At 59.4% G+C, this 12,108-nt stretch carries 11 protein-coding genes; 2 read left to right on the top strand and 9 right to left on the bottom strand.

From position 1 onward, the window contains the following. Window positions 1–1,899, top strand: a 1,899-nt coding sequence (locus BQ17_RS21345) for a tetratricopeptide repeat protein (RefSeq protein ID WP_176722264.1), incomplete at its 5' end; no start/stop codon positions are given. A gap of 143 nt (window positions 1,900–2,042) precedes the next feature. Here BQ17_RS21345 and BQ17_RS22295 read toward each other — a convergent pair. The 9 genes from BQ17_RS22295 to ilvB form a co-directional block, all read right to left on the bottom strand. Further along, window positions 2,043–2,243 carry a T6SS immunity protein Tdi1 domain-containing protein gene (locus tag BQ17_RS22295; RefSeq protein WP_256091453.1) on the bottom strand — a complete coding sequence of 67 codons (201 nt, stop codon included), beginning with the start codon at window positions 2,241–2,243 and terminating at the stop codon, window positions 2,043–2,045. After that, window positions 2,240–2,437, bottom strand: coding sequence for a PAAR-like domain-containing protein (locus tag BQ17_RS22290; protein ID WP_218068022.1), 198 nt, complete (start codon window positions 2,435–2,437; stop codon window positions 2,240–2,242). The genes BQ17_RS22295 and BQ17_RS22290 overlap by 4 nt, the downstream gene beginning before the upstream one ends. 170 nt (window positions 2,438–2,607) lie before the next feature. Then, complete coding sequence (locus BQ17_RS02805; RefSeq protein ID WP_089724198.1) at window positions 2,608–3,255, bottom strand: DUF4194 domain-containing protein; 648 nt, start codon at window positions 3,253–3,255, stop codon at window positions 2,608–2,610. A gap of 146 nt (window positions 3,256–3,401) precedes the next feature. Further along, on the bottom strand, window positions 3,402–4,892 hold the full coding sequence (locus tag BQ17_RS02800) for a DUF3375 domain-containing protein (RefSeq protein ID WP_089724197.1): 1,491 nt from the start codon (window positions 4,890–4,892) through the stop codon (window positions 3,402–3,404). A gap of 155 nt (window positions 4,893–5,047) precedes the next feature. After that, complete coding sequence (locus BQ17_RS02795; RefSeq protein ID WP_089724196.1) at window positions 5,048–6,586, bottom strand: AGE family epimerase/isomerase; 1,539 nt, start codon at window positions 6,584–6,586, stop codon at window positions 5,048–5,050. Window positions 6,587–6,645: 59 nt separating this feature from the next. Continuing rightward, entirely contained in the window at window positions 6,646–7,776 is a 1,131-nt protein-coding gene (locus BQ17_RS02790; protein ID WP_089724195.1) for a hypothetical protein, read from the bottom strand. 115 nt (window positions 7,777–7,891) lie between these two features. Beyond that, on the bottom strand, window positions 7,892–8,236 hold the full coding sequence (locus tag BQ17_RS02785; RefSeq protein ID WP_256091452.1) for a HigA family addiction module antitoxin: 345 nt from the start codon (window positions 8,234–8,236) through the stop codon (window positions 7,892–7,894). Further along, the gene (locus BQ17_RS24540; protein WP_439645634.1) at window positions 8,208–8,384 is read right to left on the bottom strand and encodes a type II toxin-antitoxin system RelE/ParE family toxin; all 177 of its coding nucleotides are present in this window, start codon (window positions 8,382–8,384) and stop codon (window positions 8,208–8,210) included. The genes BQ17_RS02785 and BQ17_RS24540 overlap by 29 nt, the downstream gene beginning before the upstream one ends. Window positions 8,385–8,766: 382 nt before the next feature. Next, window positions 8,767–10,503, bottom strand: coding sequence for a biosynthetic-type acetolactate synthase large subunit (ilvB, locus tag BQ17_RS02775; protein ID WP_089724192.1), 1,737 nt, complete (start codon window positions 10,501–10,503; stop codon window positions 8,767–8,769). 737 nt (window positions 10,504–11,240) lie between these two features. On the opposite strand from ilvB, the gene BQ17_RS02770 reads away from it, so the two are divergent. Continuing rightward, the gene (locus tag BQ17_RS02770) at window positions 11,241–11,663 is read left to right on the top strand and encodes a rubrerythrin family protein (protein ID WP_089724191.1); all 423 of its coding nucleotides are present in this window, start codon (window positions 11,241–11,243) and stop codon (window positions 11,661–11,663) included. The last annotated feature ends 445 nt before the right edge of the window (window positions 11,664–12,108 follow it).

Genomic DNA, 12,108 nt, shown 5'->3' with positions numbered 1-12,108 from the left:
GATGCGGTGCTCGGTGCACCGGCGTCAGAGGGCCTTCCAGGCAAGCGGTTCGCCGACGCCCTGGTCGACGCCTTCCGTACCGTGCTGCTGGTGCCCTTGCCGGAATCCCGGGCCTGGTGTGCCCAGAACCAGGGTCGGCTGCGTGCCTGGCTGCGCGGCTTTTACTTCGGCCGCTCACGGGACCCGGAGGCGGCACTGCTCATCGCCCTCACCCAGGGCCAGCCGGACCGCCGCTTGCTCGGTCTGTGGCTCGGACTCACCTGCCTTGCCGGGGGTGTCCACGAGGACTATGCACGCATCGGCATCACCGGTTTGCGCCTGCTGCCGGCGGACGATAAAGGCGGGGTGGAGCGTTCGGTACCACGAGCCATGCTGCGCGGCGTGCTGGACTACGGCGAGGCCCTGGCCCGCCGGGGTGACCTGAAAGGAACTCCCTGGCTCGCCGAGCTGGACTACCTGGCGGGCGTCTACCCCATGAGCGCCGACCAGTGGGGACGGCGCTTGCGTGACCTGATCCAGGCACGGGACGTCTCCGGCCCGGTGCGCAAGTGGCTGGACCGGCGCTACCCATCCGCCTTGTCGCCATCCGATCCGCGGCAGACGAAGGGCCTCCTGCAGCCGCCACATATCGACGACCTGCGACCGCTACTGCGGCAGTTGCCGGGGAATCTGGCGGTGATCAAGCCGGAGCTGCAGGCGCATCTCGACCATCATCGCCGTTACTGTCGCGAGAGCGGGGACAGTTACTACCTGGTGCGCGCCTTCTGCAACCTCGGCAACCGGCTCCTGGAGCCGGACCCGGCCTGGGCGCGGGCGCTGGCCCATGAGGCCGCCCGCTGGAATCCGCAGCATCACTATGCCTGGTCCTTGCTCGCCCGCGCCTTGGAGGCGGAAGGCGACTGGCACCGGGCCCAGGCCGTCTACTGGCACGCCCGCCGGCGCTTTCCGCATGACGTTCAACGTCACAACCAGCTGGCCCATGCCCTGGTCCTGCACGGCGATGTGGCGCTCGGCGAAGCGGTCTATCGTGCGGCCATACGCTTGTTCCCGGACGACCCCTATTGCCGCAATGACCTGGCCCACACCTTGCGCATCACGGACCGCCGGGACCAGGCGGTGGCGGTCTACCGGGAGGCCCAGCAGCAGTTCCCGCGCGATCCCGTGACCATCAACGGCCTAGCGGATACCCTGATCGACCTGGCGCGGTTGGACGAGGCCAAGGAGGTCCTGGATTGGGCCGACCAGCTCGACTTCGATGAGAAAAACGCCGCCAAGCTGGACCAGATCCGCCGCCGATTGCAAAGGGCGCTGGTCGGCGAGCCGGTTCGGCCCGCGCAACTGGGGTCCCCCCACGCGGGCCCCGCCGGCGATCTGGCCGAGCTGGCCGACATCACCGGCGAGGACCTCTCCCACGACCCCGCCTTTGGCCGCGCCGTCTTGCTGCGGCGGAGTGGCAACAGCGGTAACGGGGCGCTCGACCGCGTAAAATCGGAGATCGAGAGGCTGCCCCCCGGCAGTGTCCGGATCATCGAGACCGGCCTCTGGCATGCCCGTGCCCAGGGTTGGGGCATAGCCGCGGACTGGTTCGACCGCAACTGGGAGCAGTATCCCGGCGACGGTGTGCTGCGCGTACACCGCAACCGTGCCCAGGCCCGGGCCGGGAAGCCGGTGGACTGGACCCTGGAACAGGCGCGCTATCCCTATCTTGCGACCGTGATCGAGACGGAAATCGGCGGCGAGCCCCCCGCCCGCATCAGGCATCTGGATGCGGACGCCGAAGACCTCACCGAGGAACAGCGTCAGGATGTCTGGTTCCTGGGCCTGACAGAACGGGGCGATGCCGAGCTACGCGACAGCGCCGAAGAAGACCTGCTCGCCGCCCGGCACCTGATGGGCTGATGGGTCCTTTTGGCGTGCGGCGGTAGGCTTAGAGGCCGTCTAAAAACTAACCCATTGATTTTAAGCCGGTAGGCTGGGTCGAGCCTGCCTGTGCGTCCCTGCACGAGACAGGTGCTTACTGTGTATCCTACGACTGCTATGCGTCAAGGTGTGATCCTGCCTTCCCGAAGCGCCTTGATGGCCTCGTTCTCCCGGATCTCTTTTTCACCCAGCTGGGCCAGGATGAGCAGATGTTCCACGGCCTTGACCTTCACCAGGTTTTCCAGCCTTTCAACACCCCCCAGGGCCAGTGCCGGCTCGAAGCCGTATAGCTCATCCGGTTCCAAACGCCCCAGTCTTTTCAAGGCCCGTTTAAACAGCGGTTTTTCGTTGCTGTCATAAAAATCAAGTGCGTCTTTGGATTGCCCGGAATCAGATCGGCCACGATCATATAGGGCACCGGCACCAGGGTGGCGCCTGCCGGCGTCAGGCACACGTCCGGGGTCAGACTTACGGCGATGAATTCGCCTGACTTACGTGCGCCTTCCTGATCCGCCATGGTGGGTCTCGCTGAGCAGGCTCTGGTAGTGGTTAATATCTAAGTTGGAACATGACCAACGGCACTGGCCGCTATGCCCTCTCTCCCTCTGGGAGAGGGTTGGGGAGAGGGGATCAAAAGGATGAATCGCTCTACTTTTTCACTTATAAGTTTACCACTACCCAGGCTCTTTATGGATCTTGCCCACGGTCGGCCCCGGCCTGTCGGGCGAGAGCCGCCAGCAGGTTTTGCAGATTGGCCGGATTGGCGACGTGTACGATCAAGGGCCGAATCCGCAGCCGCTCGTCGTCGTCGATCTCCGAGACCAGGCCGTGACCGCGCAGCTGCTCCAGCAGCAACCGGAGGCGCTTGTCGTCCTGGCGATCGCTGCCGGTCTCGCCCAGAAAGTGGTTCAGCTCCGGCAACAGCTGGTCCAGATGGACGACGGCCGCGTCGTCGCCGACCCCCTTGTCTACCTCGTGGGCGACATAGAAGCGGCGCAGGATGGCGACCAGCAAGGATTGTTCGAGATTGAGTCGCTGGCGGCGTAGCAGGGGATGGCTCCACTGGTCGCGATCACCGCCGTCATAGCCGTCGACGACCCGGATGAAGGCGAGCCCGCGCACCTCGTCGATCTGCATGCACAGATCCAGGGCCTCCAGCAGGCCGTTGATGGTGTCGCGTGCGGTCAGCGCGGTGCGATACAGATTCGGTTTGCGCGTGGCCTCCAGCACGCCGGTCCTGAGTAGCTCCTGCACGCAGTCTTTGACAGCGCGCTCGACCGCAGGGTGTTCCGATGGTGAATCCGCCGCGTCCCTGGTATGGATGCTTTCAACCATTGGTAACATTGAGCCGGTAGGATTTTCCGGAAGATTTGTCCGCAAATAAAATGTGATCTTTTGCGACCGATTTGCGTTGATTCGCGTTCATTTGCGGCAAAAAATAACTTCCCCGGAGGCATGCGGCACATCCGGTCGCGCGGGCATCACAGATCCAACTCGATACCGGCCACCGCCCCGGCATTCAGCGCGACCCGGGGCAGGGTGAAGCGGGTCCGCTTGCCCTGCCGGTCACACAGCTCCAGCGCCTCCTCGTCGGTGATCGGCAGCTCGGCCCCCAGGGCCATGGTCAACCACAGGGCCAAGGCTTCCAGGTCGTGACTCGGCGTCAACCGGCGCGCGATCTCGGCAATGGTCATGGCCCGGCTCTCCTCGGCCAACAGCCGTTGGGTCTGCTCGATCAGCGCGCGTTGGTCGAGGGCATCGAAGGCCGACCAGAAATCGTCATCCAGCTCGTCCAGGTCGGTGGTCTGCTCGATCAGCTCCAGGATCGGCCGGATGCCCTCCTCCAGGTCCTTGAACCGCAGCCGTTCCACCACGGGCAGACTACCATTGGGAAAGCCCACCGGCGGCAGCGGGCCGGGCGCCCGACGCAGCGCCTGCCGGGACCAATCCACGGCGGCCGCCTGGGCGAGGAGCTCGTTCAGCAGCTGGCCCACCCGATGATGCTCGCTCGCTAAGCCGGTGCGCAGAAAGCCCTTCAGATCCCGCTCGCTGTGGGCCCGCGCCTCGATCACCACCGCACTCTCGTCCACCAGGCGCATGACCAGCCACCGCAGCTCGGACCGCTGTTCCCGGTTCAACGCCTTGTGTATGTGGGACCGATCCGTCAGGGAGCGGATCTGCCGCTTCATCTTCTCCAGCTCGAGACTGCGGGTCAGCTGCTGCTGAAAGGTATCGAACACCTGGCCCTCATCGGTCTGCAGCAAGGCGTCTTGGCTGTCTAACAGTGTATCCACGATCTGCCCGCGGTGGCTGTCCTGACTGACCACGGACTCGCGCAACCGCTGGTCGGCCGCGCGATACGAGTCCTCCACCCGACGAAAATCATTGCGTAGCCCCATGGACAGGGTATAGACCTCACGAATCGCCTCGATCGCCGCCTGCTCGGACAAGACCTCCACCTCGCCCTGCTCCACGGCCGCGAGCTCCGCCTCCAGATCCGCGATCCGGCCTTTGAGCAGCCTGGCCCGGACATCCGGGTCGGGATTTAAGCGAAACTCCAGGTTCTCGATCTCCCGCTGCACGATGGACAGGCGCGACGCGGTGGAGGTCATGATGCGATTGTCCAGCCCGTCGACAAACCGAAACGTCGCCTCCAACGCATCGGTGGCGATCAGCCGACCGTCCCGCTCCAGGATCAGCTCCTGCCGGATCCATTGCCGGATCTCGCGCCGCGCCAGGAGGCGATAGTCCTCGTCGCACTCGATCTCCCCCGCCTCGTGCGCCAACTGCAGGGACTCGCTCAACAGCTGCTGGGCAGCGTCCAGATCGATGCCATTGACCTGCTCGTCGAACAGCGCCTTCAACGAGCCGATCACCAAGGGCCCGTTACGGGCCGCCAGCAGACGCCAGGCGGGATGCTGCTTCTTAAGGCCCAGCAAATGGCGACCGCGGGTTTTTGGGGCTTCGGTCATGCGGCTTGTAACGCCGAGGTGATTTCAGTCTTAAGAATCTGCCGGCCCGCTCGACGCTCTGATTATCCCCCGCGCCGTGCCGGCAGCCATAACCCGTCGCGTATCAATGGTTCGACTTCATGCACTTACACGCACGAGTATGATGGGGCATCTTTTCAAGGTGCCCTGAAGTCAACGCGTGTAATGCATGGCAAACCAAAACCAACGGAGGGTGCCCCTTCCTTTATGGATACGGTTTCTCCACAACGGACGGGCTTTTCAGAATGCACGGTCTGTCCGGAATAGTAATAAGGCTGCAACCAAGGTTGTTTTCCTTCCGGCAAGGCGTAATAAAGGGTTACCGGCTTTTTATCTCTTATTCGATCCGTAATATAGCCTATCAGCGCATGCTCAAACGAATGGTACCCATTCTTCCATAAATGCACTTTCGGGTATTGGGGCATCAAGTCCGGGTAGTTGATTTTATGCCATACCCCGCCGTTGGTACGATCAACCATATGTGCGATCCACCAGGGATATGTTTTTACCAAATACTTGTCGTAGAGGGTTGGATCGTCCAAACTGAAACTTGCGGCGGTTTGATCCAGTTCGGCATAGATCCACCATTCCTTATTCAGGTCCCTACTACCGTCCGGCTTCGGGCTACTGGCCCAGCTACCCGACTCTTCGTGAAAGGCCCTAGCCAGGAGTCGCGAGCCGTTGGTCAAGGCAAAGTCCGTCATCTCGCTATCACCCGTGAGCTTACCAACCATATAGATCATCCAGAAGGTTTTAGTACTGTGCCCAAAATCCGTATGACGGCCACCGATTCTGCGTTCGGTTTCCGGTGCGATTACTCCCCAAAACAGATTGTGCTCGGCACTGTAGAATTGCTCTCTCATGATTCTACATAGATCTTTCAGATCACGCTTCCATTGGCTGGAAAAGGGTTCGGGCAGAATAGGTGCAAGCAAAAGCATGTATGCATTTACCTGATCGAGTAAGGAGACCAGCTCTTTTCTCTCTTCTTCCGATGGGCGGCCAAGGGCGCTTTTTTGTACCCAACGCATCGAATCCCATTCACCGGAGTAGTAATGGCCCATGATGTGGTCCTTGATGCGAAGAATATCTGGCAGGAGTGTCTCGTCACGTGTCAAATAGTAATAAAAAGCCAGTCCTTGCAGACCATAAGCGAGATCCTGGCTTGTTCGCTGTGGTCGAGGCGGTCCGGGATGACGGATCCCACCTTCCCAATAACTCACAACCGATCCACTCGAAGGGTCTAGCGCATGGGTTTGAAGATACTCCACACCCATCTTGGCGAGCACCAAGTATCGCGGGTCGCCCGTCATATGAAAGGCAATACCATAGGCAAATATCTGGCGCGACTTCATTCTAACGTAATCTCTGTCCAGCGCACTTGTTATCCATTCATCACCTTTCTGAAAAAAGGCAGGACATGGATTGTCTACGTCCAACGTACTACCGTCGTTGCAGCGGTAGGTCGGGAAATTACCGATAGGATCACCATAAGCGCTCTCCTGTTTCCAAAAAGGCAATAGATCTTTCTCGACGTGTGTCAGCCAATCTACGGGGATTTCAGGGCCAACCTTAGAAACCGGGGTGTCTGATACACGCAGCTCTTTCGTGTCTGCCTCCAAGGAGGCAAAAGCAATCAAGATGCAGGTGGCAGCTACGGCGAAAGTATTTTTCACAGTTGTGTCTCCGAGTTGGTGGATGAAACGGATATCCAGAGCTTGTCTTGGTTCGGTTATTACCGCACAAGTACTTTCATAAAAAATTGGCCGGCGTTATCCATCCTAAAGTCCTTTGAATCATTAATAACGACCCATAAGACACCGGAATCTGGCGTTCGCCTGGTTATCGGATATCCTTTTTCCTTCGAATCCGGGGACAGCAAAATTAGTCCAGGCTTCCTTGGAGAACAATCAGTTTCCTCTTCATTCGAATCTGGATTCTGGAATGACGAATTTGGTTTAGGCTTCTTTAGAGGACAACCAGTTTTCCAATCGTATTGTTTTTCTGGTTTATCGCCTTCCGGAAGAACAATGCCAACGACTTTATTATGCGGAAGCCCTTTGACAGTTAGCCCCTTGTCCTTTGTGTAGTGAGGTAGACGCCATAATTCCGGAATTTCTCCTTTTCTTGCCTTCTCATAGAATTCGTCCTTATAACCCTCCGGACCGGTAAAGCGCCAAAGAATTTCCGGCTTCGGCATATTTCCCCATTTCTCAATATTCTCAATATACTTTCGTATCTCCTCCAAACTCCTCACATGGCCTGGCGATACTCGGCCAAAAATCTCTACCTGAAACAACTCATCTTTCTTTAGCCGAATTCTTGTATTCTGCCACTCTTCGTAGGGTGAAATAGGATAGAAACCTACCGTTTGGCCACCAAGCCGAATACCTATTCCGGATGAATCAGAAAATTCTATCGTGAATAAGCTGGATATTATCGATACTATCACCCAAATGCCGGAAAAGATGAGAAGAAAGGTCAGGGCCACAAGGGCCTTGCGTTGTGCACAAAATGTTAAAAACCTGTAAGAAGTTGGGTGGCCGTTGTTACCACCATTCTTCCCTCCGGATTCCGGTTCACTGAGGATACACTTCTTTTGTTGCACTTCGTCTGCTACCAATAGCATTGCTATGGCTAACGACAATAAGATGATTCCGAGTACTACGCCCCATGGCGATAAGACAATATCGAGTAGTACATCAGGCTTTTGTACTGGAAAATCAAATGGCAGAAGGCCCAAGTACAAAAAAAACCCAAAGAAACAAAGAAAAAGTGTTTTTTTAAGAAGAGACTTCAGGTTGGGTTTGTCCTCCATGCACTTCCCTACGAAACTAACCATAGAGTTCGGGTTGTTCTTCTTCATGGATATCCCTACAGTTCTCGCGACAGTTTGGCTGGAGGCTAGAAACTACCTAACTTAATGGTATAGCCGTCACGCCCAAATCGATGCAAATCGGGCAACCAACCTTAAACGCGGCCTACGCAGTCCGCGGAGAGATTCCCGCTGCGATCCTGTCACCCGCATCCCTGGCCGCGGTTTTCAGATCATAGGCGGATTGCAGGTCCATCCAGAACTCGGGGCTCGTCCCGAAGTAGCGTGCAAGCCGCAACGCGGTATCCGGGGTGACGGCACGGCGTTCGCGCACGATGTCGTTGATACGCGGGGCCGGAACCTTGAGCTCGCTAGCCAGGCCGTTCGCCGACAGCCTGAGAGGCACCAGAAACTCCTCGCGCAGGATCTCGCCGGGATGGATGGGACGCATCTTGTTCATGGTCTTGGGCTTGGCTTGGGCTTCAATGGTAATCGACGATCTCGGCGTCATAGGCGTTACCATCCGTGAAGCGAAAACACAAACGCCACTGATCGTTTATCCGAATATTCCACTGCCCACGCCGGTCTCCCTTCAGGGCCTCTAATCTGTTCGCCGGCGGTAGGCGCATGTCATCGATGCGGCGGGCGATGTCGAGCATCTGAAGTTTCCGCTCCGCTACCGACTGAAAGGAGCGAAACCGTATCCTGGGCTTGCCGCGAAACAGAGCCTCCGTGTGCTTACAGCGGAAGGATTTGATCATCCAACAAGAGTATAACGCACGCCGTTAAATGGATAACATTCAAGTAGGCAAGGAAGACCCGCTGACATGCGCGACCCCGGAGCCCGTAGGCCGGGTTCAGGGACGCCCCCGGCTTTCTCTGCCCCCTGATAACTGCCCCCTTTCTGGTCGGTGTCCATGCCCAACAAACATAGGTGTTGGACACGGGCCATCCATTGATGCGGTTCGTGCGGGGAGAACGTGCACCAGCCAGTAAGCTCAGAACCACCGCGCTCACCAGTATCCTACGGCCGGGATCCCGTTAGGATTCGATCATCTCCTCCAGTCCCTGCCCCGGCCGGATCATGGGCAGCACGTCTTCCGCCTTGTCGATCCAGACATCCACCAGGACCGGACCCTGATATGCGAGGGCCTCACGCACGGCCCCTGGCATCGCCTGCGGATTTCTGACCCGCATGGTCTTGAGCCGCGGGTAGACGAACCGCAGCCCGGTGAGGTTGGGGAGCTGGATGCGACAGGTCGGATCCAGCTTGACGCAACCGGGATCGCAGTCGGTGGTCCGGGAGAGGCAGGTCTCGTAGTGGTTCCCCCCGTCCATCATGTCTTCCCACTGGCGCACCATTCCGAGATAACCGTTGTTGAGCACGAACATCTTCACCGGAATGCGGTTGGCGACCAGGGTTCCCAACTCCTGGATATTCATCTGGAAACTACCGTCGCCGTCGATGAGCACCACGGGTCGGTCCGGGTTCGCATACCAGGCCCCGATGGCGGCCGGGAGCCCGAAGCCCATGGTCCCCAACCCCCCGGAGCTGATCCACTGGCGCGGACGGGTAAACTGATAGTACTGGGTCGCCCACATCTGGTGCTGACCCACGCCCGTAACCACAGTCGCGTCGCCCCCGGTGAGCTCCGAAATGGCCTCGACCACCGCCTGCGGCTTGATGTAATCCCCGGTGCCATAGGGCTTAGGCATCTGCTCCCGCCAGCGGCCGATCTGTGCCAACCAGGCCGCATGGTGGGCGCTGCGGCCGGAGGCCAGGGCATGGCGCAGAAACGCCTTGAGATCGGCGGCCAGGGCCAGATCCGCCTTGATCGCTTTGCCGAGCTCCGAGGGGTCGATGTCCACATGGGCGATGCGCTTGTCCGCCGCGAAGCCCTTCACCGCCACCCGGTCGTCGAAGCGGCCCCCCAGGGTCAGGATGAGATCCGCGTCCCGCAAGGCATAATTGGCCGGGATACTCCCGTGCATACCCGGCATCCCCAGGTTGTGAGCATGCGCAAAAGGCACGGCACCCAAGGCATTGAAGGTGGTCGTCACCGGGACCTGGAAACACTCGACGAAGCGGCGCAGGAGGTCCGCGGCACCGGCATGGATGATGCCGCCCCCCGCTTTGACCACCGGACGCTCGGCCTGCGTCACGGCAGCCAGGATGGCATCCGCCCTGGCGGCGTCGAAGGGAACCGGCTCGCGACGGCGCCGGCGCGGGGGATTCCCGGACTCGACCGCCGCCAGTTGGACATCCTTACAGATATCCACCACCACGGGACCGGGCCGACCGGTGGCGGCCAGATGGAAGGCCTCGTGCAGGGTCCATTCCAAGTCGGCAACCGCCTTGACCAGATAGTTGTGCTTGGAGACGGGGCGGGTCACCCCCAGGGTATCAACCTCCTGGAAGGCATCGGTCCCGATCGCGCCGCTCGGGACCTGGCCGGTGATGAAGACCGTCGGGATGGAGTCCTTATAGGCATCGGCGATCGGGGTGATCAAATTAGTCGCCCCCGGACCCGAGGTCGCCAGGGCGACACCGATCCGACCACTGGCCCGGGCATAGCCCTCAGCCGCGTGGCCGGCCCCCCCCTCCTGCCGGAAGAGCACGAACCTGGGCCCCGGCTCGCCGCGGCTCATACGCTTGTTCAGCGCCACATGGAGGGGAATGACGGCGCCCCCGGTATGACCAAACAGATAGTCAACCCCAAGTCTGCCGAGCACCTCCCAAAAGAGAGCGGCGCCGGTCTTGAATCTGTATTCGTGCACGTTTTTCCAGAGTAGTCACAGGCTTGCAGCATTCTAACAGGGCAAAACCATTTGACCGAATCGGACGCACTTAAGCCAGCGAGCCCGTATGAATTTCTTTATGACTAACAAGCTGTTATCAGCGGTAGGTTGGGTTAGGCGCGGGGAAACGCCACGGGGGACACGGCATCGAACGCACCCTAGTACCTCATTTCACCCTATTTTACGTTCTCAGGCTCGTAGGATGGGCTGTGCCCACCAGCCAGGCACGGTGTTGGTGGGCACAGCCCACCCTATGGGTTACGCGCAAAATATGCAGAAATGGGGTACTAGTCCAACACCGACCGGAGACCTAGCGAATGTCAGGCCTCAATGCAGCCCAGGAATAAGACAACAACCGGCAGCATGCCTGCCCTGATCTTGAGCAGCGATTCCTTATGGGTGGCGTCAATCATAGGTAACACCTATCGGTCAGATTGGAAATACCCATTGGCATCTCGCGGGTAGGGGGTATAGCTTATAATTCGGGATGCAGGTTAGGAGCCTGTCCGACTTACGGCTGCCCCACTGCGGAACCCTGGATGCCGGTCATCTTTTCCGCGCGATTTCCTCATCCAGAGCAAGGCCGACTGTTCGCCTCAATCGCGCGCACAATCCACCTTAACTCCAGGGTCCCCGGCTACGAACACGTAAGTCGGACAGGCTCTTAAGCACTGCGTGATTCGGCAACCAACCGCAACTTTAAGAGAGAATCTCACATGAAACCACTCCAAGGCACCAAGACCGAACAGAACCTGAAAGACGCCTTTGCAGGCGAGTCTCAAGCCAATCGCCGTTATCTCTATTTCGCAACCAAGGCGGACGTTGAAGGCTATAACGACGTGGCCACCGTCTTCCGCTCCACCGCCGAGGGTGAGACCGGCCACGCCCACGGTCACCTGGAATACCTGGAGGCCACCGGCGATCCGGCCACGGGGCTGCCCATCGGAGGAACTGCCGACAACCTGAAGGCGGCCATCGCCGGTGAGACCCACGAGTACACCGACATGTACCCCGGTATGACAAAGAAGGCCCGCGACGAGGGCTTCGACGAGATCGCCGACTGGTTCGAGACCCTGGCCAAGGCCGAGCGCTCTCATGCCAACCGTTTCCAGAAGGCCCTGGACAGCTTGGATACCTGATTTCGGGGACGCCTGATTCCGGGACGTTCGCCCCGCATCCCTTTCCCTTCGGGAGAGGGGCGAAGCTCGTAGGTTGGGCAAAGCCGGTAGGATGTGGTGAGCGCCGGGCGCGGAGCGACCGGCGCGAACCGCATCTTTGGACGGTGGCGTGCCCAACAAATCATTTAAATATTAACCACTACCCAAACCAGAAACGGGGCATAATGAACCGCTCTAGGCTAACCCACGCTCGTTCCCACGCTCCAGCGTGGAAACGCCGTCGTGTCCGCTCCCGCGGACTCAGCTCCTCGGTGCTGATAGGCGTTGGCGGTTAGCCTACCGAGGTGCTTAATCGACGCTGGAGCGTCAGATCCCTCCTCGTCGGGACAAGGTCTGCTCCCACGCTGGAGCCTGGGGAGCCAGCCGAAAATCAATGCCCGTAGAAAATCAATAGGTTAGTTTTTAG

The organism is Candidatus Thiosymbion oneisti (assembly GCF_900092655.1).
Taxonomy (GTDB): Bacteria; Pseudomonadota; Gammaproteobacteria; order Chromatiales; family Chromatiaceae; genus Thiosymbion; species Thiosymbion oneisti.
The sequence above is the reverse complement of the archived record's forward strand: the minus strand, read 5'-3'. Positions and strand labels throughout refer to the sequence as shown.